This window comes from Chitinophaga deserti (assembly GCF_003149455.1).
Classification (GTDB): Bacteria; Bacteroidota; Bacteroidia; order Chitinophagales; family Chitinophagaceae; genus Chitinophaga; species Chitinophaga deserti.
Window position 1 is genome coordinate 81,628 of record NZ_QFFK01000006.1, and the last position, 25,416, is coordinate 107,043.

The 25,416-nt window shown below is 50.0% G+C and carries 15 protein-coding genes; 11 read left to right on the forward strand and 4 right to left on the reverse strand.

What is annotated here, in order from left to right:
- Positions 1 to 387 precede the first annotated feature (387 nt).
- Positions 388 to 1,203 carry a class I SAM-dependent methyltransferase gene (locus DEV76_RS14820; protein ID WP_109698704.1) on the forward strand — a complete coding sequence of 272 codons (816 nt, stop codon included), beginning with the start codon at positions 388 to 390 and terminating at the stop codon, positions 1,201 to 1,203.
- A 71-nt stretch (positions 1,204 to 1,274) separates the two neighbouring features.
- On the opposite strand, the gene DEV76_RS14825 is transcribed toward DEV76_RS14820, so the two are convergent.
- The 4 genes from DEV76_RS14825 to DEV76_RS14840 form a co-directional block, all read right to left on the reverse strand.
- Positions 1,275 to 1,715: a response regulator gene (locus tag DEV76_RS14825; RefSeq protein ID WP_109698705.1), complete on the reverse strand. Its 441-nt coding sequence runs from the start codon at positions 1,713 to 1,715 to the stop codon at positions 1,275 to 1,277.
- Between the two features lie 18 nt (positions 1,716 to 1,733).
- The gene (locus DEV76_RS14830) at positions 1,734 to 5,489 is read right to left on the reverse strand and encodes an ATP-binding protein (protein WP_109698706.1); all 3,756 of its coding nucleotides are present in this window, start codon (positions 5,487 to 5,489) and stop codon (positions 1,734 to 1,736) included.
- A gap of 214 nt (positions 5,490 to 5,703) precedes the next feature.
- Positions 5,704 to 7,506: a class I mannose-6-phosphate isomerase gene (locus DEV76_RS14835; RefSeq protein ID WP_198652078.1), complete on the reverse strand. Its 1,803-nt coding sequence runs from the start codon at positions 7,504 to 7,506 to the stop codon at positions 5,704 to 5,706.
- Positions 7,507 to 7,587: 81 nt separating this feature from the next.
- Positions 7,588 to 8,322, reverse strand: coding sequence for a GntR family transcriptional regulator (locus DEV76_RS14840; protein WP_109698707.1), 735 nt, complete (start codon positions 8,320 to 8,322; stop codon positions 7,588 to 7,590).
- Between the two features lie 256 nt (positions 8,323 to 8,578).
- On the opposite strand from DEV76_RS14840, the gene DEV76_RS14845 reads away from it, so the two are divergent.
- The 10 genes from DEV76_RS14845 to DEV76_RS14890 all read left to right on the forward strand — a co-directional run bounded on the left by DEV76_RS14845 (position 8,579) and on the right by DEV76_RS14890 (position 25,305).
- Positions 8,579 to 11,719, forward strand: a complete 3,141-nt coding sequence (locus tag DEV76_RS14845) for a SusC/RagA family TonB-linked outer membrane protein (protein ID WP_109698708.1) — start codon at positions 8,579 to 8,581, stop codon at positions 11,717 to 11,719.
- A 45-nt stretch (positions 11,720 to 11,764) separates the two neighbouring features.
- A complete protein-coding gene (locus DEV76_RS14850) occupies positions 11,765 to 13,669 on the forward strand; it encodes a RagB/SusD family nutrient uptake outer membrane protein (protein ID WP_232826957.1) in 1,905 nt (634 codons plus the stop codon).
- A 47-nt stretch (positions 13,670 to 13,716) separates the two neighbouring features.
- Positions 13,717 to 14,883, forward strand: a complete 1,167-nt coding sequence (locus DEV76_RS14855) for a DUF5000 domain-containing lipoprotein (protein WP_198652079.1) — start codon at positions 13,717 to 13,719, stop codon at positions 14,881 to 14,883.
- A 25-nt stretch (positions 14,884 to 14,908) separates the two neighbouring features.
- Complete coding sequence (locus tag DEV76_RS14860; protein WP_198652080.1) at positions 14,909 to 16,105, forward strand: DUF4998 domain-containing protein; 1,197 nt, start codon at positions 14,909 to 14,911, stop codon at positions 16,103 to 16,105.
- A gap of 49 nt (positions 16,106 to 16,154) precedes the next feature.
- On the forward strand, positions 16,155 to 17,489 hold the full coding sequence (locus DEV76_RS14865) for a GH36-type glycosyl hydrolase domain-containing protein (protein WP_109698712.1): 1,335 nt from the start codon (positions 16,155 to 16,157) through the stop codon (positions 17,487 to 17,489).
- 9 nt (positions 17,490 to 17,498) lie between these two features.
- Entirely contained in the window at positions 17,499 to 18,344 is an 846-nt protein-coding gene (locus DEV76_RS14870; RefSeq protein WP_109698713.1) for an ROK family protein, read from the forward strand.
- 408 nt (positions 18,345 to 18,752) lie between these two features.
- On the forward strand, positions 18,753 to 19,340 hold the full coding sequence (locus DEV76_RS14875; RefSeq protein ID WP_109698714.1) for an RNA polymerase sigma factor: 588 nt from the start codon (positions 18,753 to 18,755) through the stop codon (positions 19,338 to 19,340).
- A 57-nt stretch (positions 19,341 to 19,397) separates the two neighbouring features.
- Complete coding sequence (locus DEV76_RS14880) at positions 19,398 to 20,354, forward strand: FecR family protein (RefSeq protein ID WP_109698715.1); 957 nt, start codon at positions 19,398 to 19,400, stop codon at positions 20,352 to 20,354.
- A gap of 31 nt (positions 20,355 to 20,385) precedes the next feature.
- Positions 20,386 to 23,724: a SusC/RagA family TonB-linked outer membrane protein gene (locus tag DEV76_RS14885; RefSeq protein WP_109698716.1), complete on the forward strand. Its 3,339-nt coding sequence runs from the start codon at positions 20,386 to 20,388 to the stop codon at positions 23,722 to 23,724.
- A 30-nt stretch (positions 23,725 to 23,754) separates the two neighbouring features.
- A complete protein-coding gene (locus DEV76_RS14890) occupies positions 23,755 to 25,305 on the forward strand; it encodes a SusD/RagB family nutrient-binding outer membrane lipoprotein (RefSeq protein ID WP_109698717.1) in 1,551 nt (516 codons plus the stop codon).
- Positions 25,306 to 25,416 lie beyond the last annotated feature (111 nt).

Consider the following 25,416-nt stretch of genomic DNA (forward strand, 5'->3'; position numbering starts at 1 on the left):
AAGTGGCAGGCCCATTTACCTGATGTTTGATAATCAATGCTGTAGGAGGGGTTTACTTCTTTTTAGTGACGGTATATCGTGAATGCATGGAGGGATGTGCTGTATTTCGGGGAGTGAGGATGCAGTATTGCTGCGGTTCAACAGCAGAGAACCGGGTTTTCAATAAAAACCGCCGCCTGGCCTGTAAAGTCAACCAATTGAACTGGTCATTCATTTCAACAATTCCGGGATTTACTAACATTGCAAAATAATCAATGCTCCAATTTTTTCCCGGTAAAGCATTCCCTGCAAACTCCCTGCAGCCGGATGCCCCGGATAACCCCAAAGTATCCTGAATATGCGCCAATGGCAGCTTTAGGTATTATTTCATGTTAAAATTCAATTACTATGAATCCAAACAAAGCGCTCTGGGAAAAAGGCGACTTTACTAAACTGGCGGAAAGTATGCGCGACAGCGGTACTGCCCTCGTTTCCAAACTCGGAATTACCAATGGAATGAAAGTACTGGACCTCGGCTGTGGCGACGGCACCACAGCCATTCCTTCCGCCAGGCTTGGTGCGGATGTAACGGGCGTGGATATCGCCAGTAACCTGGTGGCTGCAGGCCAGCAGCGGGCGGCAGCAGAAAACTTAAGTAATTGCACCTTTCAGGAAGGCGATGCCACTGATCTGAAAGACCTGCAGGATGAAACATTCGATCTCTCCGTCAGCATCTTCGGTGCTATGTTTGCTCCCAAACCCATGGAAGTGGCCAGTGAGCTGGTTCGAGTTACTAAACCAGGCGGCAGGATCGTTATGGGTAACTGGATACCCGGAGATCCCACACTGGTTGCACAGATACTGAAGATCAGTTCAGCATATACACCTCCTCCGCCTGAAGGCTTCATCAGTCCTATGCTTTGGGGGGTAGACAGTCATGTGATCGAGAGATTCGGCAATGCAGGCGTAGCGAAAGAAGATATCACCTTAGAAAAGGAAACCTTCAATTTTGAGCTTAACTGTACGCCGGCAGCGTTTGTAGAGCGGTTCCGGAAGTTTTACGGTCCAACCATGAATGCATTTGAAGCCGCTGAAAAGAATGGCAAAGCTGAAGAACTGCAGCAGGAACTGGAAACATTGTTTGTAAGCCAGAATAAAAGCGGCAGTGATTCGGCTACCCTCATCCCCGCTACTTTTCTGAAGGTGACGGTGTTGCGCAGGTAGTGCGAATGAAATATAACAACAAACCTCCGGGCAATACCGGAGGTTTGTTGTTAATTGGGAAATCAGTAAGATCAATACCCTTCCGACTTCCTGATAAGTTCTGCGGATTTTTGTAATCCTTCCTGGGTGGTTTGCTCCAGTAACAGCACCAGTGCTTTCTTCAACCCGATATAGTCTGCCGGTTTTATGAGAAACCCGGTGGCACCCAGTTGCTCCGCCTGATCGATGTCGCGTTTGGCCGATGAAGTAGAATACATGAGCACCGGAATGTCTTTATAACCTGCATCCTGTTTTATGAGCGAAAGGAACTGCCAGCCGTTCATGCCGGGCATATTCACATCCAGGAAAATGAGATCCGGAAGTGCGGTATCCTGCTGCATCATTTTATCGAATGCATCCTGTCCGTTTTCGGCTTTATAAAAAGTTATTCCGGGATTGATTTCTCCCAATGCTTCTTCAAAAATTTCAGTATCGTCTGTATCATCGTCTACCAATAGGATTCGCTTATACATAGAGTAGTATGTTTGCTTTTAAAGGCTTTCTTTTTTATGGTGGATGGGTAATGTTATGATAAATTCCGCTCCTCTGTTTACCTGACTGCGGGCAACGATGGAGCCTCCATGGCGTTCGGCAATTTTCTTGCAAAGGGCCAATCCTAAGCCGGTACCTTCATAACGGTCTGCCGGATGCAGCCTGGCAAAGGTTTCAAATATCCTTACTGCATATTGCTCATCGAATCCGATTCCGTTATCCTGCACAACAATCTGCGCATATTCAATGTCATCAATAGTAATGCAACTGCCGGATACCGATACGGAAGAAGACTCGTGCTCCCGTGAGAACTTAACGGCATTCTGGATGATATTATAAAGCAGCTGATGTATGAGAATAGGTTCGCCTTCTATTACCGGTAATGAACCGGTTTTGATGGTTGCACCTTTCTGTTGGATCAGTACTTCCAGATCGCTTTGTATGTTGGCAACAAGATCGTTCAGATCTATTTGGGAAAACGGCTGATCGGAAGCGCTGATGGCGGAGTAACGGAGTATGCCCTCGATAACGGACAGCATCCTGTCAGAAGCTTTTAATACTTTCCGGATGTAAGTTTGTCCTCTTTCCGGAAGCAGCTCGGCATATTCATCGTGCAGTCTTTTTTCGAATGTTTTGATCTTGCGTACAGGCTCTTTGAGATCATGGCTCGCTACGTGCGCGAAATGCATGAGGTCTTCGTTAGACCGCTGCAATTCCCGCGTTCTTTTCTCCACGGTAGATTCCAGCTTTTCTTCAAAACGTTTCTGATCATCGATATCTGTAGTACTGCCAATCCATTTCGTGATGATGCCTTCATTATTCCTGATGGGCAGGGCTTTGGCCAGGAACCAGCGGTAGCCTTCGCCGCTATGCTCACGCAGGCGGTGTTGTGTTTCGAATGTATTACCTGAAGCTACGGCAGCAGCCCATGCGTCGATCGTATGCTGGCGGTCGGCAGGGTGGAGGAGGGGGAGCCATCCTGCTGTATTATCATTTTCAGAGAAGCCGGCATATTCATACAAGCGGTTGTTATAGTAATCAATCCGGCCGTCGGGCAGGGCAGTCCATACGATTTGCGGCATGGAATCCGCCAGTTGCCGGAGGTTTTGTTCACTTTCTTCCACCGTTTTGCGTGCCAGTACTTTATCAGTTACTTCATGCGCAAAGATCATCAGGTCGGCCACATGCCCTTCACTGTTCAGGATGGGGTGTACTACGTAATCATAATAGCCGGTTACTGTTCCGTTGCTGCTATTAAATGAGGTGGGCAGCTCTATGGCAGTATAGGGTTGGCCGGTAGTAAACACATGGTTCAGGATATGGAGGATGCCCTGTCCTTCGATCTCCGGCCAGATCTGACGGATGGATTGGCCGATGAGCTCATTTTCCGTTTTGTTGGAAAGTGACTGGAACTGTGCATTGGCAAGTGTATAGATATGTTCCGGGCCATGTACGATGGCAATGGCAGCGGGTGCCTGCATGAGGAAGCTGCGGAGGTGTTGTTCCGCCTGCCGCCTGCTAAGTGCTATTTTGAGATGGGCATCTACTTTGGCAACCACTTCTTTGGCAGAAAATGGTTTGATCAGGTAATCATCTGCACCGGTAGCGATCCCTTCTATTTTAGCTTCTTCCCCTGCTCTTGCAGATAGGAGGATGACAGGTATATCACGTGTCTGATGATGGTCCCGGATTTTACGCAGTAAACCCAGCCCATCCAGTTTGGGCATCATGATGTCGGACAGTAACAGGTCTGGCTTATGCTGAAGGGCTTTGCTGTAAGCATCTTCCCCGTCAGTAGCAGTTATAACCCTGAATTGCTGTGACAGTATCCGGTGGAGGTAATCCCGTAAATCGGTATTGTCGTCTGCCAGCAATACGGTTCGCTTTGCTTCCGCCTGCCCTATCTCTGCCAGTGCAGTTCCGCCATTTTGTGCAGATGCAGAGGGCGTAATGGTATCAGGGATCCACTTCAGGGCTTCCGACACAAATTCTGCGAAATGCCCGGTTGCATAGTTGTTGGCAGCAGATTCAACGATCCTTTGCGGCGATATATGTGCTTTCCCCAGGGGTATGGAAACGGTAAATGTAGACCCGCTTCCTTTGCGGCTATGTGCCTGTATGGTGCCGTGATGTAATCTGACGAGTTCTTTCACCATGGCAAGCCCGATGCCGGTACCTTCGATACTCCGGCCGCCAGTGCTTTCTATTCGGTGGAAACGTTCGAATATTTTCTGGAGCTGATCTTCATCTATACCGATGCCGTTATCGGAAATGGCTACATGGGCATGCCCGTTCTCCTGCCGGATATCGATCGTGATATTACCGCGTTCACTGTACTTAATAGCATTAGATATGAGGTTTAGAATGATCTTTTCCCACATATCGATATCCACATATACTTCATCTTCTATTTTACCCTGAATGATATCCAGCTGCATACCTGCTTTTTCAATGGCAGAGCGGAAAACACTGGCGAGGTTGGCAGTGAGGGAACCGAGATCGACCCGGGTAAATTTCCCTTCCACTCTGCCGGCTTCTATCCTTGAAAATTCAAGCAGGGTATTCACCAGCTTCTGCATCCGCAGTGCATTGCGGAAGGCGAGTTCCATCCGTGTTCTTACTTCCGGAGGTGTTTGCGGATCATTCAGTGTTTCCTCAACTGGTGCAAGCAGCAGGGTAAGCGGTGTCCTGAATTCATGACTGATGTTGGAAAAGAAGGTGGTTTTGGCACTGTCGATTTCCGCAAGGGCAGCAATTCTTTTTCGTTCCTGTTCGAGTGCGTTTACATTGGCGAAGCTGGTAGCTACCTGGTCGGCCAGGAGGTTAAAGAAACTGCAATACTTTTCATCTGCCAGGCAATAAGGGTTCTTTCCAAAAACAAGGAACCCATACGGATCATTCGAAGTAGCCTGCATGATGGGGAGGATGATAGCAGTATCTGCCGTGACCTTCCATGCTCCTTGCGGCATGCCGGTAAACAATGCAGGATCGTTTTCCAGTATCTGCAGCTTCCTGCTTTCCATAGCGGTCTTCAAAAACACTGCAAACGGACAACCGGTTTCCAGATCAATGGAAACAGGGAAGGTGCTGAGCCCCGGGTCAGAAGTTTCAGTGAGAACGGCTTTACCGTTGTTGAATGTATAGAAGAGTGCAAATGGAAAATCATGCCGGTTATTACGCAGGCAGGCAATTGTTTTTTCGGTTACTTCCGGTGCCTGTTTACAATCTGCCAGTCCCTTTCCCAGCTGTGTGAGTGTTTTAAGGTGACGGTCGCTGATGATCCGTTCTGTATCGTCGGTATTGGCGCAGATCATGCCGGCTGTGCGGCCGTCATCTCCCGGTATAGGTGTGTAGGAGAAGGTGTAATATGTTTCTTCCGGGTAACCGTTCCGTTCCATGATAAGCAGCTGCGATTCCACGTAGATGCCTTCGTCCTGCTCCATTACCTTTTTCAGCATCGGGCCGATATCTTCCCACACTTCTTTCCAGACTACGGATGCGGGTTGCCCCAATGCCCAGGTGTGTTTACCACGGACGATATCCTTATAAGGGTCGTTGTAAAGTTTAATGAGTTCTTTCCCCCAACCGAGCCAGATGGGCTGTCGGGAAGTAAGCATGATCCTGATACATGTTTTCAGACTCTGGGGCCAGGTGCTCACGGGGCCAAGCGGAGTTTCCGCCCAGTTAAAGGCCCTGATACGCGCACCCATTTCGCCGCCGCCCAGCAAAAATTCAGGTAAACCGGTAGTAGACATAAATCCAGGAGACTAATTGAATTCCGGCTGGCAATATAGCGGATTTGCATGAGTAAAATGCTTCCTGCAATTGGAATATGGCTACTGTTGTTTTATGATACCTGGAAGCCCCAAAAAGCAAAAGCCCCCGGTGTGGAGGCTTTTGCACTTTTCAGGATAATGCAATACAGGGTTTGAAGTATTCCGAATGGCGTCCGGAGAGTATGCATGCGGTTTAGCAGCAGTCGTCTTTTACAAAAGACCGCACCACTTTTGCTTCCCCTTCTCCCTCATTGATGAGGGTATATTGGCCGGCGGCAGCAGGGATAATAAAGGTTTCGGCATAATGAACGGTTTGTTCCAGTCCGTTTGTAATGACGCGGATGCGGCCGCCTTCTACAAGACTGAGAATATGACAGTGGCCCCGGGTATCCAGCGTAACACGGCTGTTGAGTTCTACCCGCTCGATACGATAGAAATGTTCGGGGTGGGTGGGCAGGTTCAGCAGGCGCCAGTCGGCCCCCTGTTCGATAACAACAGGCACAGAGATCAGGGTATCCTGCACTACGGCACCTTTACGGCTGAATTTAAGATTATCGAATGCACGGGCAATGTTGAGGGTGCGGGGCTTGCCGTTGAGGTCTGTCCGTAGCCAGTCGTACATCTTAAATGTAAAAATGTAAGGGGTGGCGCTGATCTCCAGTACCAGGTTGTTTTTACCTGAGCTGTGTACCGTACCATTGGGGATAAGGAACAAATCATGTTTATGTGAGGGGAAAACCTGTACATACTTTTCAATATCTACAGGCGTATTATGCAGCGCGCTTTCTTCCAGTACATTTCTGAATTCCTGCGCATCGATGTTTTCCTGGAAACCAAGATATACTTCCGCACCGGGTTTACTGTCGAGGATGTAATAGGTTTCATCCTGTGTGAAAGGTTCACCGAAGTGCTGTTGGGTGTAGGGTACGCTGGGGTGGCATTGTATGGAAAGGTTACCGCCGTTGAAGGTGTCGAGGAAATCGAACCGGATGGGGAAGCTGGTACCGAAGCGTTGTGCGGCTTTACCGAGTACGGCTTTATTGTCCAGCATGAGCATGGTATCGAGCGAAACTTCCAGCAGGAGGCCTTCATGTTCCAGGAGCACGCCGTTTTCAGGAGCAATCAGTTCAAACGACCATGCATAATTCACCACATTGGGGTTCAGTTCAGCGATGTTCTCCCTGATCCAGTGGCCGCCCCATACACCAGGTTCGAACCATGGCCTTGCACGAAACATGTTTTTGGACATGGTGGCGAGGGTATTGCGCAGGGTGGAGCCTTCGCACCAGGTTATCTCGTCGGGGCGCTGTTCGTCGATGATCAGATTTACCCGCGGCAGGATGTCTTTTTTATGCCGGTTGAGTACCGGCCAGTCTGCAAAGTAAAATTGTTTGTATTGGAGGCGTGCATTACCGGAGGGAGTGGTATGCCCGAGGTTACACACTTTGCCTGCGCGTGAGCGGAATTGTATCTCGTTTTTAGGAAGGTCTATATACAGGAGTGCGCCTTCCCAGCCGCTTAGTGCGGCGCCACAGCCGTAAATGATGTTCAGAGTACCTTTTGCGGGTTGTAAGGCTTCAAGCTTTTCGGGAGAAAAGAAATCTGACAGGCTGCCGGTGAATATTTTCCCGAACAGCGGATCGCTGTTCCCGATACTGTCTGCCAGGAGGGCATCGCGGCCCGAATGGGGGAGCAGGGCGGTATTTACATCCACGAAACTTGCGGAAATGTTTTGCTGTGCCAGTTGGATTTTGAGCTGACTGATGAAAGCTTCCCATTGAACGCCTGCATAGCCATCAATGATAATATAGCTCTGGTATTGAAGTATCCTGCTGAGAAGGGTGTCGAAGCCGGAGAAAACAGGGCCTTGCGCGCTGAAACAGGGATAAATGTCGTAGCCGGTATGTTGCAGGGTATCCTTGGTTTTAGGGGCCAGGAATTGATCGGTAGCCCGCAACTGACTCGATTGGGTTTGTGATGAAAAGGATGTGGACATGTTCGTATATCAATGTTATAATGTACAAACATAATCCAAGGTTAATTAAAAACCAAGCAAGGAACGCCTGGTTTAAAAATATCAGGAGGAACGACGGCTTTCTACGGTGTAAACGAAGCTTTCTGCTTTGTAATAACCGAGGTTGTATTCTATGGGGCGGTCGCCCTGGTCGAAAACAAAGCGTTTACGGAGGAGGATGGCACTGTCCACATCCACTTCCAGCTTGTTGGCAATCTGCTTATCGGCCAGCCTGGCGCTGATTTCTTCTTTTGAGAGGGTCGCTACCACGAAGTGCTCCTGTTCCAGCATTTCATAGAGTGGTTTCTTAAAGTCTTCCTCTCCGGTGAGGCCAATCCGCGGATGGAAATAGGAGATAAAATATACGAACGGCTCCTGGGTATTGCCACGCAGGCGCTCGAGTTTCATCACTTTCCGGTCGGTCTTGATATCGAAGAAGTTAGCCACATTTTCATCCGGAAACACCCAGCTGATGTGGAGTTCATAGTTCTTTATCGCAATGTCGCGGGCCTGCATTTCCTGCGAAAAGCTGAGCCAGTTCATGGATTTGGAGCTCATCTTGGGATGTGCCACTTTGGTGCCGAGGCGCTTCTTGCGCACCAGCAGCTCTTCATACACCAGTTTATTAATTGCCTGGCGCAGCGTTGTGCGCGAAATAGCCAGGCGCTTGGCCAGTTCCACTTCGTTGGGCAACAGTTTACCTGCCTGATATTCAGGCTGTTTAATCAGGTCGCGCAGCAGGTTTTCCGCCTGAATATGAAGGGGAACCGTGCTTTGATGGTCAATTTCTAAGTTCATACATGTAGCAATATATGCCTACATGCAAATTATACAATAATTCCATGCCAAGCACCCTTAACCCCTTATCCTTCAGCAAAAACGATTTTCTGTAGCGTTTTAGATGATGCAACGGAATTGACAGGTATGTATAAAGTGTGTATTATCAAAACGTTATGAAATCGTTAAAATATTTCTCCATAAAAAGTTTGGAATTCAGCGCTTTCTCTGTAAATATGTACACACAATTAGAACATATTCATCATTCCCGTTCACTATGAAGAAGAAATCGCTGTTACTACTTAGAAAACGGTACCTTTTTAGCTGGTTACTACTCCTGATCGCCAACATCAACCTGGCACAGGCACAGAAGGTTACCGGCAGGGTATTGGATACGAAGGGACAAGCCATCCCTGGCGTAAACATCCGCATCAAGAATACCCAGTCTGGCGTCGTCACCAACCCGGAAGGTGATTACACACTTCAGCTGAAATCCGCGACAGACACACTGGTGTTCTCATTCGTTGGTTTCCAGAAGCAGGAAGTTGCCGTGGATGGCCGCAGTACTATTAACGTAGTGCTGCTGGAAGATAAAAACGACCTCGATGATGTGGTAATCGTGGCTTATGGCCATCAGAAGAAACAAAGCATGGTGAGCTCCATCACCACCATCAATCCAAAGGAACTAAAAGGCCCTACCAGTAACCTGACCACCATGCTGGCAGGCCGTATCTCGGGCATGGTATCCTATCAGCGCAGCGGTGAACCCGGGGCAGACAATGCCTCCTTCTTCATCAGGGGCATCACCTCCTTCGGCTCGGGTAAACAGGACCCTCTCATCTTAATTGATGGTATGGAATCCACCTCCACGGAGCTGGCACGCCTCCAGCCGGATGATATTGCAGGCTTCTCCGTATTAAAAGATGCTGCAGCTTCTTCCCTCTATGGGGCACGCGGTGCCAACGGTGTTATCCTCGTGAATACCAAATCCGGTAAATCAGGAGCTACACGGATGAACGTCCGCTTCGAGAACTCCATGGCCTCCAATACCCGCAACTTCAAACTGGCGGATAACATTACCTACATGCGTCTGGCCAACGAAGCATCGCTCACCCGCGACCCTCTCGGCAAGCTCCTCTATCCGCAGAACAAGATCGATCACACTGTGGCGGGCGATAATCCGCTCCTATACCCCAACAATAACTGGATAGACCAGCTCATCAAAAAGAATACGAACAACCAGCGCCTCAACATCAACCTGAACGGCGGCAGCCCCAAGGCTCAATATTATGTTGGCGCCACCATGAACCAGGATAATGGTATCCTCAAAACACAGCGTGGCAGCGGTTTCAACAGCAACATCAAATTGCGCAGTTACGAGGTACGTTCCAACGTTAACCTGAAACTCACCAACACTACTGAAGCCATCATCCGTACCACCGGTAACTTCGATGATTATAATGGCCCCGTTGGCGGTGGCAGCGCTATCTTCAACAGCGTGCTGAAAGCGAACCCGGTACGGTTCCCTGCTATTTTCCCTGCTTCAGACCTTCCCAACGTCAAACACCCGCTGTTTGGTAACGCGGCAAGAGGCAATGAGGGAGAGGTTTTCAAGAACCCATATGCAGAAATGGTATCCGGCTTCCAGCAGTATAATACTTCAACACTCAATGTGCAGCTGGAGCTGAAGCAGGATTTCAATTTCCTGACGCCCGGTCTCTCTGCCCGTGTGATGGTATATACCAAGCGTTACTCCCGGTTCTCCATGAGCCGTAGGTACAGTCCTTTCTATTATGCCGCGAATCCTTCTCTGGACGCCAGTTCCGGCTATACCCTTTCCATCCTGAATGAAAAAACAGGCACGGAATATCTCGGCTATAGCCCCGGAGAAAAACTGGTGGAAACAACCAGTTATGCGGAGGCTGCCGTGAATTATAACCGTACCTTCAATAAAGTACACAATATTGGTGCATTGCTGATCGGCATCCGCAGGAATTACATCAGCGGGCAGTCTTCGGACCTTCAGCAATCTCTGCCTTTCCGTAACCAGGGCCTCTCCGGCCGTGTTACTTATGGGTACGACGACCGCTATATGCTGGAAGGTAATTTCGGGTATAATGGATCTGAGCGTTTTGCAAGAAAGAACCGCTTTGGCTTCTTCCCGTCTGTAGGCGTTGCCTGGAATGTGAGCAGTGAAGATTTCTTTGAAGACATCACCAATACCGTTTCCAAACTTAAACTCCGTGCTACCTACGGCCTCGTGGGTAACGATCAGATCGGCAGGGCGGAAGACCGTTTCTTCTACCTGTCTAACGTTAACCTGAACGATGGCGGCCTGCAATCGTGGTTCGGTGAAGATTATGCATATACTCGTCCGGGTGTTTCCATATCCCGCTATCCCAACGAGCTGATCTCCTGGGAGCGTGCGAACAAGGCGAACCTCGGGATGGATATCAGTTTCTGGCATGCATTGAACCTTACAATGGATATCTATAAGGAACGCCGCACGAGCATCCTCATGTCACGCGCTTATGTTCCTAACACCATGGGTCTTACCGCACCGGTAAGTGCTAACGTAGGTGTGGCGGAAGGCCGCGGGTTTGACCTGGCTGCTGACTACAATAAGACTTTCGGGAAATTATGGGTGCAAGCACGCGGAACCTTCACATATGCCGCCAGCGAGTTATTGGTGAACGAAGAACCTGATTATGCATCTAACATGAAGTACCTGTCGCGGGTAGGGCATTCTATCGGGCAGCGGTACGGGCTGATTGCGGAAAGATTGTTTGTGGATGATGAAGATGTGAAGAACTCTCCGCGGCAGAATTTCGGTGAAGTACGCGGCGGTGATATTAAATACAGAGATCTGAATAACGACGGGCAGATCACCGATCTGGATATGGCAAACGGCCTGGGCTTCCCGGTAACGCCTGAAGTAATTTACGGTTTCGGCTTTTCGGTAGGGTATAAGAATTTCGATATCAGCACCTTCTTCCAGGGTTCTGCACGGTCTGCCCTGTATATCGATCCTTCCGGTATTTCTCCATTTGTGGCTGACGGGGCTAGTGAGAATGGCCTGCTGGATGTGATTGCGAACGATCACTGGTCGGAAGATAACCGCAACATCTACGCTTTCTGGCCACGGCTGGGACTTACGCAGAACGAGAACAACAACAAGCTTTCCAGCTGGTGGATGCGCAATGGTGCTTTCCTCCGGATGAAGAGCGCGGAGCTGGGATACAATATCGGTGACAAGGGGTTGAAGAAATACCGCATCGCCGGACTGCGCCTGTATGTTAACGCTACCAACCTTTTTGTGATCAGCGCATTCAAACTCTGGGATCCTGAACAGGGTGGAAACGGATTGGGATATCCCATCCAGCGTGTGTTCAACTTTGGCGTAAACGTGCAGCTGTAAACCTGTACACATCAACATTTCAATCACCAGTAACAACATATTTACATGTCAGTTAGAGTTATGAAGGCACGGGTTGCGATGGCGCTGTTGTGCGTATCGGTGATGCTGGGATCCTGCATGAAGGGGTTCCTCGACATTGTGCCCGACAACGTACCCACACTCGACCACGCGTTCGCCACACGCCTTGAAGCCGAAAAATACCTGTTCACCTGCTACGCCTATCTTCCCAAAGAAGGGCATCCGGATATCAACCCCGGTTTTAACAGTGGTGATGAAGCCTGGACGTACTGGCCCATGCAGCAGGATTTCATTGCACTCGATCCCTATTATATTGCCCGCGGTGTACAAAACAAAGCCAACCCATATATGAACTATTGGGATGGATATGATCAGAAATCGCTCTGGCAGGGCATTAGGGTATGTAATATTTTCCTGGAGAATATAGACCGTGTGCTTGAACTGCAGCCTTATGAAAAAGCCCGCTGGAAGGCGGAAGCTAAATTCCTGAAGGCTTACTTTCACTGGTACCTCTTCCGCATGTACGGTCCTATTCCCATCGTGGATAAGAACCTCGCCATCGATGCTCCCCCGGAGGCTATGAAAGTTTACCGCCAGCCGGTAGATTCTGTCGTAAACTACATCGTGAAAGTATTGGATGAAGTTGCAGCAGAAGATGCATTGCCTTCCAAAATTACAAGTGTTTCCACTGAACTGGGACGCATTACGAAAGTAACGGCACTTGCTATCAAAGCCAGGGCGCTCGTAACATTGGCCAGTCCGCTGTTCAATGGCAACAACGATTTCACCGGGATGAAGAACAACAACGGCCAGGTGCTTTTCAATCCTCAGTACGACGACCAGAAATGGGTGCGTGCTGCGGAAGCCTGTAAAGCCGCCATCGATGCAGCCGCTTCCAACGGTGTTAAGCTGTATTACTTCAACTCCGCCATTCTGCAGGTAGATCACTTCACGCAGGTGGAACTGAATATCCGCAACGCGGTTGGTGAGAAATGGAACAGTGAGCTGATCTGGGGTAATACTGCAGGCGCCACCCCCACCTACTGGCTGCAAACCTATGCATGCCCCCAGCTGGATCCCAACAACTTCAACATCAACCTGAAGGCCAAACTGGCACCTCCCATGAAGATCGCGGAGATGTTCTATACCAAAAACGGGGTGCCTATTACGGAAGACAAAACCTGGAACCATGCCGGCCGTTTCCAGCTGCGCACCGCTACCAGCTTAGATTCGGGTATACAGGAAGGCTACAAAACTGTGGGGCTTCACTTTGAGAGAGAACCGCGCTTCTATGCCGATCTGGCTTTCGACGGATCCACCTGGTTCATGCGCAACGGAACGTTTAACGTGCAAAGTAAAATGGATCAGTACTCCGGTAAAAAACAAAGCCGCATCTATTCCATTACCGGTTACTATACCAAAAAGATCGTGAACTGGAACCTGGTATTCGATAAAACCAACCTTACCGTAGAAAGCTATCCCTGGCCGGTGATGCGCCTCGGCGATCTGTACCTGCTGTATGCGGAGGCTTTGAATGAAACAGGAAACCGTCCGGAAGCCCTGCGCTATCTGAACCTCATCCGGGAAAGGGCAGGACTGAAATCTGTGGAAAGCTCCTGGACAACCTATTCTTCCAATCCATCCAAGTTCACTACCAAAGAAGGTCTCCGGGCAATCATCCAGCAGGAGCGCCATATCGAAATGGCCTTTGAAGGCAGCCGCTTCTGGGATGTACGCCGCTGGAAAACCGCACCGCTGGAGCTGAGCAAGGCTATTTACGGATGGGATATCCAGCAATCTACCTACGAAGATTATAACCGCCGCGTGCTGCTATACAGCCCGCAGTTCATTGCACCCCGCGATTACTTCTGGCCTATTGCCGAAGCTAATCTGCAGGTAAATCCCAACCTGGTGCAGAACCCCGGGTGGTAAGCTACAATTCACGATAACGCATGCGAAAGCAGCAAAAACATATTGGTATGCCAAATAAAATTTCACTTACCGCATTCACCATATTACTGGCGGCAGGCGCCTGTACAAGTGATAAATTAGGCCCGGTTGAAAAGGATGATATCGCCCCCGGCGTAGTACACAGTCTATCTGTGGAAAACCTGCCCGGAGCCGCTAAGATTACTTTCGAATTACCGGTAGATAAAGACCTGCAATATGTAAAAGCCCGTTACACCACACCCGGTGGCGTAGTGCGCGAATCCAAAGTGAGCCGGTATAACCGCAGCATCACCATGGAAGGCTTTGGAGATACAAGCAGATACACCGTTACGCTCTATACGGTAGACAAAAGTGAGAATGTTTCACAACCTGTAGACATCACCGTTAAACCGCTGGTACCACCCATCTGGACCGTCCGTAAAACTATTGTACTGGCACCCGACTTTGGGGGCGTGAATGTTGGCTTCACCAACGAAGGAGAGAAGGACCTGGCCATCGTGGTATTGTCTGACGATACACTGGGTCAGTTTTCACCCCTTACCACGCAGTATACCAAACTGAAACAGGGCGATTTCTCTACCCGCAATATGCCCAACAAGCCTACCCGCTTCGGTGTATACCTCCGCGACCGCTGGGGCAACCTGTCTGATACGCTCATCACCACGCTTACACCGCTTTTTGAAGAGCAGCTCGACCGTACGAAGATGCATGGCGAAATACTGCCTACAGATGCTCCTATCGGTCACCTCGGTTCCATAGCAGGATTGTTTGACGGCAATACACAGGCAGGCTTCTATCACTCATCTGACGACGCCCGTATGCCGCAGTGGTTCACTTATGACATGGGGGTAACCGCCAAACTGAGCCGCCTCGTATGGTTCATGCGCCCCGGGTTTTACTATTCCCTGCATAACCCGAAGGAAGTGGAGATCTGGGGTTCCAATAACCCCAATCCCAATGGCAGCTTCGACGACAGCTGGGTGTTGCTGACAACCAATACGCAAATAAAGCCATCGGGCCTCCCGGAAGGACAGCTCTCCCAGGCAGACCAGGATGCCGCAGTGGCAGGGCATACCGTTACCTTCCCCCTGAATACGCCTAAAGTCCGTTACATCCGCTTTAAGACAAACAAAAACTGGTCTAACGGTACTTACGTGAATTTCCATGAAATTAAAATGTGGGGCGATACCCATTAATTCATCCCATCAATCTGACAATACCATGAAGGATTTACTGATAAAATCAATACTGGGGATATTCGTACTGGCCGCCGCATCCTGCACCAAAACAAGTGGCGATGCATTCAAGGACTTTATGAAAGGTGGTGAAATCATCTATCCCGGCCGCGCCGATACCGTATTGGTACACCCCGGTCAAAACCGTATCAAGCTACGGGTGGTTTTAGGGAACGACCCGCTGGTGACGCAGCTCCGCGTGTTCTGGAGCAATAAAGCCGATTCGCTTACCGTACCCGTTAAACGTACTTCGGGTAGAGATACGGTGGAAGTGATGATCCCTAACCTGAAAGAAGGCAATTATAACTTTACCATACATACCTACGATTCCGAAGGGCACATTTCAGTAGTGGTGAACGCTTTCGGGATTACTTACGGAGCAAACTATGCCAGCTCGCTGGTAAACCGTACTTTGAAATCCATAGAGCAGTCCACCGATGGCAGCCAGATCATCCTTAACTGGGGAGAACCTGCAGGTGGTGAGCTGGGTATTGAAGTGAAGTACAAAGGGGTAGACGGACTGGAGAAAACGATTACCGTGCAACCGGGAGACCTGGTAACCACCCTGCCGGATTACGAAAGCAAGTCGCTGCTGAGCTACCGTTCGCAGTATAAGCCAGACAGCATGGCGTTCGAATACTTCTATCCTCCCGTGTCCACCGCTACGTTGCCTGTATTTGAAAGGCAACTTTCCAAGGCCGGATTCAGCGTACTGGAACTGCCCGGCGACGTAAAGAGTAACCACGGATGGCTGATGCATTACCTCTGGGATGATAATATCAACTCCGGCTTCGCCACACAGAACGTAGTGCCGTGCTGGTTTACGATCGATGCAGGACAAACCGCTTCGCTCGGCCGTATTAAATTCTGGCAGGCTACAGACAGGCTGTACAGGATCGAGAACGTGAAAACATTTGAATTATATGGCAGCAATAATCCGGCACCCGATGGCAGCTGGGCCAGCTGGACGCAGATAGGTGCATTCTCTTCCGTGAAGCCTTCCGGCAAACCGGTAGGGGAGAATACGCAGGAAGATATCGATTACGCACTGGCGGGAGAAAGCTTCCCCCTTGCAGAGGGTACACCCAAATTCAGGTATTACCGCTTTAAATTGCTGACCAACTGGGGTGGCAGTGCATTCATGACCATGGGGGAAATATCTTTATTTACACACGACCGGTAGTATCCGGAAGACATGAGAAAACAATAAACCGGAACCATAAACCAATCGCATGAAACGATTACTTTTTACAGGATTATTATTTACTTCGGTAGCAGCACAGGCGCAGACGGGAGACGTGAAGCTGGTGTCTTATCCGGGAAGGACAGACGGGACAGCAATCAGAGATAAGGTGCTGGCAAACCAGATTTTGACAGACAGCAGGCTGGATACTGTGGAGGCCCGCGCCCTGCGGATACTAAACGGTTTTAATGCCGGATCGGGATATGGTGAAATATGGATCCGTGACTTCAACACTTTCATCATCGGATCACTTAAAGTACGTGACCGGAAAGATGTGAAGGATGCGCTCCTGCTGTTCTTCAAACTTCAGGGGGCAGATGGTAACATCTGTGATGGTGCCATAAACGAAGCACATGCACGCCTTAGCTATCAGTACAGCAAAACCGACCTGGCACCAGGCTGGAAAAGCCACAAGAATACCGTGGAAACCGACCAGGAAACTTCACTCATACAGGCTGTAAGGAAATACATCGACGCCACCGGAGATAAAAGCATCCTCGAAGAAAAGGTTGGTGAACAAACCGTACTGCAGCGTATGGAAGCAGCAATGGACTTCCTGCTGAAAGAACGCTGGGCACCTGAGTATGGCCTTATCAAAGGCGCCACTACCATAGACTGGGGTGATGTACAGCCTGAAACCGGCTGGGGTGTTGCGATCAATGAAAAAACAAAATGGTGTATCGATATTTACGACAACGCCATGTTCGTGATCGCACTGAACGACTTCATGACTATTGTGCCTAAGAGCAGCGATATCTATAAGAAATACAACGAAACTGCGAAAGGGATTAAGAAGAATATCCGCAAGCACCTCTGGGATGCTAAGTCGAATAAATACATCCCGCATATTTACCTGAACGGTAGTCCTTTCCCGGCAAATTTTGATGAAAACAAAATGCTGTATACCGGTGGTACCGCCTGTGCTGTACTGGCAGGATTGCACAGCAAAAATGAAATCCGTGCTATCAACAACCAGTTTCTTGACGCAGCAGAGAAAGAGAAGTTTGCTACCATTGGTATGACGGTTTACCCGCCCTATCCCGTGGAAGTATTCCCTAACATGGCAGCGTATCATTACCAGAATGCCGGTGACTGGACGTGGTTTGGCGGCCGTATGATTCATGCACTTCACCTGTATGGTATGAATACCGAAGCGTATGCGGAAATGAGCCCCATGCTCGACCGTGTGATTAAACACGGCTTCCACGAATGGTATGAAGTACGTTCCGGCAAGCCTTCAGGCTCCGGTGAATTCAGGGGAGAAGCAGGTGTATTGTACGATGCAATTCAAATGCTCCGCAAGTGGGCACAAAAGGCAAAATAATTCTCAGTCATGAAGATTACAGCGGTGGACATTGGCGGCTCGCACATTACTGTAGCAGCCGTTGAAATGGAAAACAGGCAATGCGCTGCGGAATCAGTATCCCGGCAAATGGTAGATTCCCGCAATCCGGCAGCAGCACTGCTGGATGGCTGGGCGGCAGCCATTGGCCGGTGTGCAGAAATGAACGATACCGGGCAGATTGCCATCGCCATGCCCGGCCCTTTTGATTATGATGCCGGTGTTTCGTATATCAAAGACCAGTCGAAGTTTGATGCCCTTTATGGAATCAATGTAAAGGAAGCACTGGCGGAGCGCCTTTCCATTCCAGCTAGTAACATCCTGATGGATAACGACGCCAGCTGCTTTTTGCGGGGGCATTATTTTGCAGGATGCCTGGGTGCGGATGAAAATGTACTGGGTTTAACACTGGGTACCGGCTTCGGGTCGGTTATCCGGTCGCGGGAAGAATATTCCTCCCCGGAATACTGGTCTGTGCCTTTCGGCGCCTCAATTGCAGATGATTACTTCTCCTCCCGCTGGCTCCTGAAAGAGTATGCTTTATCTGGGAGAGAGGTGCTGCAGTCGGTCAGGGAACTGGCGTTAAAGGAAGAAGGCAGGGAAGTATTCCAACGCTTTGGCGCCCAGCTGGCCAGCTTTGTGGCTGCAGCGGCCCCGGAAGTGGATACCATCCTGCTGGGGGGCAACATCGCCCGGGCTTTCCACCTGTTCGGAGAGCCGCTGATGCAGGGGCTTGCCCGGCAGGGGCATAAGTACCGCTTCCAGATATCCACACTGGGGGAGGATGCCATGTTACTGGGTGCTGCGGCTATGTATGCCCCGGTAAGTGTACACTAACTTCTTGTTTATCAGTATACATTAGTCAGCTAAGGGCCGTCTCACCAAATAGAGGCGGCCCTTTTTTTGTGTCATCCGGCGTCTTCAGCAGGCACTTTTGCCACCATTCCTACCAATTTGTGTCAATACTTAAGGGGTAACAGTACTAAATACAGGGGGGATGGGTACTAACCTGTTGTCAGGTTATGGGTTAAAGTATTGATAATTAAGGGGTACAGAGGGTGTGCGTTAGCAGTAAATTATCCCTGGATATACATTAGATATACTTTAAGTATACAGTAAGTATGCTTTAAGTACCCATTAAGTACCCTTTAAGTACTCACCAGGCGTACTTTCAAAAAGGGGGAAAAGCGAAGATGTGTCAGGGAATCCACTTTTTTCTTATTTTGGCTCCAAATCTAATTCGCGATGTTGGAAGCGACCGACGAAGTGTTATGCGGAATGATCCGCAAGGGAGATGCCGCAGCTTTTACTGTATTGTACGACCGGTACCGGCGCCAGCTGTACGGCTATGTAATTAATCTCTGCGGCTCGCAGGATGTGGCGATGGACGCTGTGCAGGAGATTTACATGCAGGTGTGGCTCCGTTCCGAAACCCTCGACCCGGAACGTTCCATCAAATCCTATCTTTTCCGATCTGCCCGTAACTATGTGCTCGATTATCTGAAGAAGGCTGTTCACCAGCAAACCTTCCGGCAATACTTTATGGATGCCTTCGCGGAAGGCACCGCATCTTCCGAACACCTGCTCTACACCAAGCAACTTGAATCCATCCGGCATAACGCCGTATCCCGCCTGCCCGCCCAAAGGCAGCTGATTTACAACATGAGTAAGGTAGATGGTCTCAGCAACCGGGAAATAGCCGATATGCTGGGTATTTCCATCAATACCGTGCGCGACCAGCTCGTGAAGGCCACCCGTTTCGTACGGATGTACCTTTTAAGAAATGCAGATATAGCGGTACTACTCGCCGCGGTGCATGCTATCCAGCAGTAAAAAAATATTTTTTCTCCGGGGATCGTCTTATCCCATTTCCCGATCGTATTACTTGTGATGGAGGACAAACAGCAAAAGATCAGGCAATTGTTCGTCAAACTGGCGGAAGGTACTTCCACGCCCGATGAAAGGCAGGAGCTGCTGCAGCACCTGGAGGGTAACCCTTTGCCTGAAGACCTGCCCCTGGCCGATGAGCTGCGTCCTAAAACAGGCTGGCCCGATATGCCGGAGCATGATGCAGACCGCATCCGTATGCAGATCCTTTCGGAAGCGCAGCCCGTTCATACCACACGGATTCGCCGTATGGGCTGGTGGAAAGCCGCTGCCGTTGTACTGCCCCTGGCAGGCGTGGCTGCCTGGCTCTTCTGGAGCCGGCCCTCTTCAAGTGAAGTGGTAGAATATGTCAATGATTCGCACAGTGTAAAAACATTCCGGCTCGAAGATGGCTCCGAAATCAGTCTGAACCGGGCTGCCCGGCTGACTATCCGTAAAAGCGCACCGAGAGAAGCCTGGCTGGAAGGGGAAGCCTTCTTTACCATCACGGCCGATGCCTCCCGCCCGTTCGTAGTACATACCCGGCACCAGCTGGATGTAACCGTTCTGGGAACTACTTTCAACGTGAAGTCCGGAGAACATGCTACGGAGGTAGTACTGAATACCGGTAAAGTGAAAGTAGGTAATGGCGGAAATGCCGTTATCCTCCAGCCGGGGGAAATGGCGGTGTACGAAGCAGATCACAGGCGGATGTCGCGCAGGCATGCAGATACTTTACTGCATACTTCCTGGAAAAACGACCTTGTTCCGTTCAGGGAGCAGCCATTGAGAGAAGTAGTGCAGCACCTCGGGAAACAGTTCGGTTACGGAGTGGAATTTGAAGGCCCTGCCATGGACAGCCTCATGTTTACAGGGTACCTGTCTGCCAACGATCTTCGCCAGTCGGTACACACGCTGGAAGAAACCTTCTCCATCAAAATCAGTATTGTGAACAACAAATTACATGTGAGCAAACAATAGCGTTTCAGCCAAAAACTAACACATCCTCGCTATGAAAAGAATTCAAACCATCAGCTCCGGGCTGATCATGGTAGCACTATCGCTATGCTACATCCCGGCCTCCAGCGCACAGCCGGGACATACAGCAGCCGTCCGGCAACAGGTATCACTCATCTCGGTGATCAACGACATGGAAAGCCGGTTCGACGTACGGTTTAACTACAACTCCAATTTATTAAAAGGAAAAAAGATCGTTGTTCCTGACCGCTCGGTTTTCAGTAAAGACAATATCGATCATGAACTGAACCGCTACATCGTTCCGCTGGGCCTTCTTTGCCAGAAGATCGGGGGTAAGCTTTATGTGGTAAAGCCCACTACGCCCGATGAACAGGTGAAAGCCCTTTCCGGAAGCATTGCGGCACAGGATATAACCATCCGCGGCACCGTGGCAGACTCTGCCGGTAGTGTAATGCCCGGAGTGGTAGTGCGGTTGAAAGGATCGCCGCGCGGTACCATCACCGATGGTAACGGGGTATTTTCCCTGCCAAACGTAAAACAGGGCGATGTGCTCATCTTTTCGCTTGTGGGTTATAATCCGCAGGAATATACCGTTGGTACGGAAGATAATATCCGCATTGTTCTGCAGGTTTCTGCTATTGCGCTCGATCAGCTGGTAGTAACCGCACTTGGTATCAAACGCCAGGAGAAATCGCTTGGCTATGCAGTACAGAAAGTGAAAGGTGAAGCCATGCAAACAGTGAAAGGAGTGGATATGGCTACCTCGCTTACGGGTCATGTATCGGGCCTCGTAGTGAAGAACTCCACGGAGTTCTTCTCCCGCCCCACAATAGAACTGCGCGGCGAAGGCGCCCTGCTGGTTATCGATGGTGTACCATATGGTAACATGACGCTGCGCGATATCCCTACTGATGATATTGAAAGCATCGATGTACTGAAAGGCCCCACCGCATCTTCGCTCTACGGTTCCCGTGCGGCAGGCGGTGTGATGCTGGTTACAACCAAGAAAGGTGCCGGGACCGGGCTTACCGTTTCCATCAACAGCAACACCATGCTGCAAAGCGGTTTCCTTGCCATCCCTAAAGTACAGGGCTCTTATGGCCGTGGCCAGAACGGGGTGATCGATAATGACTATGTATGGGGCCCCAAGCTCGATATCGGGCAAACTGCCACCGACTGGAACCCGGAAACCAAACAGTTCGAGGATAACCGTCCGCTCCGTTCCATCGGGAAAGACAATCTGAAGAACTTCATGGAAACGGGTATCGTTACCAACAACAACATCAGCGTTGCACAAAGCGGTGAACATGGCAGCTTCCGTGCTTCCCTCAATCATATTTACAGCAAAGGCCAGTTTCCCAACGCGAAACTGAACATGTACAACTTTACCCTGAGCGGCGTACTGAAAGCCTCCGATAAATTCACACTCGAAGGCCACACCGGTATCAGCAAGCGTATGGCGCCGCAGGTATGGGGTTCAGGTTACGGTAACCAGGGATACATTTACCAGCTCACCATGTGGACAGGCCCTGAATACGACATCCGCCAATACCGCGACTACTGGAAGGTGCCTAACAAAACACAGAACTGGATGTACACCAACTGGTACGATAACCCATACCTGATCGCCAACGAAAAGCTTAACGGTATCGAACAGAACACCGTGAATGCCAGTCTTACCGCGAATTACAGGTTCACACAGGACCTCAACCTGCTGGTACGTATCGGTTACGACAATTACAGTAATCAGGAAACATTTCAGAACCCTACCGCCAACATCTTTTCTACCCGCGGCGGCTGGGATGCAAAAGGTTATTACCGCAATATTGCTACCAAAGGCTGGAGCACGAACGATGATATCATGCTGACTTATAAGAAGAAGGCAGGTCAGTTCACCATCGACCTCATGGCCGGCGGAACCATTTACTACTACAAGAACGATACAGTTTCTGCGGCAACCCGTAACGGTTTATCCTCACCGCGCTTCTATTCTATTGCAGGATCTGTAGGCCCGGCTAATATTACCCAGAACCACGGCGCCCGTCAGGTGAACAGCCTGTATGGCAGGGCGGCCATTGGATGGAAGAATGCCATATTCCTGGAAGCTACCGGACGTAACGACTGGAACTCGGCACAGCCCAAAGATCACCGCGATTATTTCTATCCTTCCATCGGGTCGAGCATCGTACTGTCTGAGCTGTTCCGTATGCCGCGCTTTACTGATATGTGGAAGATCAGAGGATCGTGGGCTAACTACAAAACGCCTGCAGAAGTGTATGAAATCAACCGGCTGTATGCCACCACACCTCAGGCATGGAATACCCTCAATTCCGCCGTGTATCCCGGTAACCTGCTCCCGCTCAGTTTGCTGCCCAGCTCTGCACGTACCTGGGAGATCGGTACCGCAGCGTACTTTTTTAAGAACCGCCTGAATGTAGATGTGGCCTATTTCAATAAGTATTATTACAACCTCAAACGTAATATTGAAATTTCGCAGGCAACGGGTTTCTCCTCTTCCACGATCAACTGGGATGAAACCTATGTACGGAAAGGTGTGGAAATCACAGTTGGCGGAACTGTGCTCAAAAGAAAGAATTTCGAATGGCAATCCACCATCAACTACACCGCGCATCACCGCTATTATAAAGAACTGGACAGTGTTTATTCTGCCAAGAACCCCTGGACGGCTCCCGGCATGCGTACAGATGCATACCTCGATAACTACTGGCTGCGCGACCCATCAGGTAATATCATCCACAACAACGGGATGCCCATCGCGAGTGATTATGACATGAAGTATGGTTATACCGATCCTAAGTTCAGCTTTGGTTTCATCAACAACTTCCGTATCGGGGATTTTACAGTGGGATTGAATGTAGACGGGCGCATCGGCGGTGTGATGTATAACTATGTGAACGATAAAATGTTTGATACCGGTACGCATCCGGATACGGATAACAACTGGCGGTTTGATGAAGTAGTGAACGGTAAAACGAATTACGTAGGGCAGGGTATGAAAGTGATTTCTGGTTCCGTGTCATACGACAACTTCGGGAACATTGTAAGCGATACCCGTAAATACGCGCCTAACGATGTGGCCGTGTCTTACCAGGATTACACCCAGAAGTTCAGAGCGGGAGATTACGGGGTGCAGAAGAAATCGTTTGTGAAAATCAGGGAGATGTCGCTCGGTTATAAGCTGCCTTCCTCATTCCTGAGCCGTTACAGCATCCGGAGCGCCTCGGTGGCACTTACCGCGCAGAACCTGTTCCTCTTCACGAAGTTCCGCTTCTCCGATCCTGATGTGGATACAGAAAACCTGAACTCGCCTTCGCAGCGGATGCTCGGCATGAACCTGCGTGTTAATTTCTGATAGGGTATTCATCCATCAAAACTACAACTCATGCAACATAAAAGATTATACACGATTATACTGGGAGCAACCGTACTGTCTGGCTGTTCCAACTTCGACGAGATCAATACAAATCCGGATAAGACCGACCAGGTGAACTCATCCATGCTGGCCACCACCATGATCCTGAATGTTACGCGGAGCACCATCGCCACTACCAAAGGATTCATGCAGCCATATATGCTGGGTAAATACATTACCTGGGGTGAGAATCAGGAGAACTTCCAATACAACCGATTTAACAGGGCGAGCTTCGACCGGCTTACCCTGCTGCGGAACATGGACCCTATGGTGGCTGCGGCTACGGACGAGGGACTGCGTAATTCCTACCGCGGGCTGGGGCATTTCATCAGGGCATGGCAGTTTTACCATACCACCATGCAGGTGGGAGATATTCCCTATTCCGAAGCAATAAAAGGTGAATCGGAAGGTACGGTGCAGCCGAAGTACGATAACCAGAAAACGGTGTTCCTCGGCATCCTTCGCGAGCTGGACAGTGCCAATGCGCTCTTTGCAAGAGGTACTAAATTCGAAGGGGATCCGATTTTTAATGGCACTACCGACAACTGGCGCCGGGTGGTAAACGGGTTTGAGCTGCATGTACTGATGCAGTTGTACCGTAAAACGGGAGATGCCGATCTGAAAGTGATCGAGCGCTTCCGGGATATTGTAGCCAACCGGCCGTTGCTGCGCAATTACAATGATAACTTCGCGCTGACTTATAACAATACACAGGGGCAGAACTACCCCTGGTCCGATGTACCGGCGGGTTCGGGTAACTCCTTTGTGAAATCGAACTACACGATGCTGACGGCGACGCTGATCGATCAGCTGAAGGCACTGGGCGACAGAAGACTGTTTTATTACGCCAAGCCGTCGCCGGTGCAGATCACGGCAGGAAAGCTGCCTTCCGACTGGGATGCATATCCCGGAGCGGAGCCTTCCGATCCTTTCCCGGTGCTGCAGGATAAACGTGTGTCGAAAGATTATGCCGATGTAAACAACCGTTATGTGCAGCTGGTGAATGCTGAGCCGGTGAGTGTGTTCAGTTACTGGGAGCAGCAGTTTGTGCTGGCAGAAGCGGCGCTGCGCGGATGGATTACCACCACTCCTGCGCAGGATTATTATGCGGCAGGAATAGGGGAGGCGATGCGCTTTACGGCGGCATACACCCCGGATGTGGCCGATTATCATCACAACATGAAGATCGATAATGCCTATATACAGACTTATACAGCCGCCCATCCGCTTGCAGGTACCACGGAGCAGCAACTGGAGCAGATCATCCGGCAGAAGTACCTGGCAGGCTTCCTGCAGGGTTCTAACTACAACGCATGGTACGAGAACAGGAGAACGGGATACCCGGTGTTTAAACTGAATTCCACTTCCAACCTGAATACCCCGAGTACTGCATTCCCGGTACGCTGGCTGTACCCGGCCAATGAGCTGAGCTACAACAACCGTAATATGGATGATGCGATCAAGCGCCAGTACCCGGGTGGCGATAATACGAACGGGGTGATGTGGATTTTAAAAGATTAATGATAACGGACGTGATTGGTACGACCCGGGCTCCCGATGGAGGGCCCGGGTTTTTTGTTTGTTGTCTGGCGCGCATTCCGGCTTGGGAAGCAGGTACGTATGTGTATATAC

Excerpts from the sequence above, each read along its gene's own strand:
- DEV76_RS14825 (WP_109698705.1), bottom strand. The coding sequence starts at position 1,715 with ATGTATAAGCGAATCCTATTGGTAGACGATGATACAGACGATACTGAA.
- DEV76_RS14820 (WP_109698704.1), top strand. The coding sequence starts at position 388 with ATGAATCCAAACAAAGCGCTCTGGGAAAAAGGCGACTTTACTAAACTG.
- DEV76_RS14870 (WP_109698713.1), top strand. The coding sequence starts at position 17,499 with ATGAAGATTACAGCGGTGGACATTGGCGGCTCGCACATTACTGTAGCA.
- DEV76_RS14855 (WP_198652079.1), top strand. The coding sequence starts at position 13,717 with ATGCCAAATAAAATTTCACTTACCGCATTCACCATATTACTGGCGGCA.
- DEV76_RS14860 (WP_198652080.1), top strand. The coding sequence starts at position 14,909 with ATGAAGGATTTACTGATAAAATCAATACTGGGGATATTCGTACTGGCC.
- DEV76_RS14850 (WP_232826957.1), top strand. The coding sequence starts at position 11,765 with ATGTCAGTTAGAGTTATGAAGGCACGGGTTGCGATGGCGCTGTTGTGC.
- DEV76_RS14885 (WP_109698716.1), top strand. The coding sequence starts at position 20,386 with ATGAAAAGAATTCAAACCATCAGCTCCGGGCTGATCATGGTAGCACTA.
- DEV76_RS14890 (WP_109698717.1), top strand. The coding sequence starts at position 23,755 with ATGCAACATAAAAGATTATACACGATTATACTGGGAGCAACCGTACTG.
- DEV76_RS14875 (WP_109698714.1), top strand. The coding sequence starts at position 18,753 with ATGTTGGAAGCGACCGACGAAGTGTTATGCGGAATGATCCGCAAGGGA.
- DEV76_RS14880 (WP_109698715.1), top strand. The coding sequence starts at position 19,398 with ATGGAGGACAAACAGCAAAAGATCAGGCAATTGTTCGTCAAACTGGCG.
- DEV76_RS14845 (WP_109698708.1), top strand. The coding sequence starts at position 8,579 with ATGAAGAAGAAATCGCTGTTACTACTTAGAAAACGGTACCTTTTTAGC.
- DEV76_RS14830 (WP_109698706.1), bottom strand. The coding sequence starts at position 5,489 with ATGTCTACTACCGGTTTACCTGAATTTTTGCTGGGCGGCGGCGAAATG.
- DEV76_RS14835 (WP_198652078.1), bottom strand. The coding sequence starts at position 7,506 with ATGTCCACATCCTTTTCATCACAAACCCAATCGAGTCAGTTGCGGGCT.
- DEV76_RS14840 (WP_109698707.1), bottom strand. The coding sequence starts at position 8,322 with ATGAACTTAGAAATTGACCATCAAAGCACGGTTCCCCTTCATATTCAG.
- DEV76_RS14865 (WP_109698712.1), top strand. The coding sequence starts at position 16,155 with ATGAAACGATTACTTTTTACAGGATTATTATTTACTTCGGTAGCAGCA.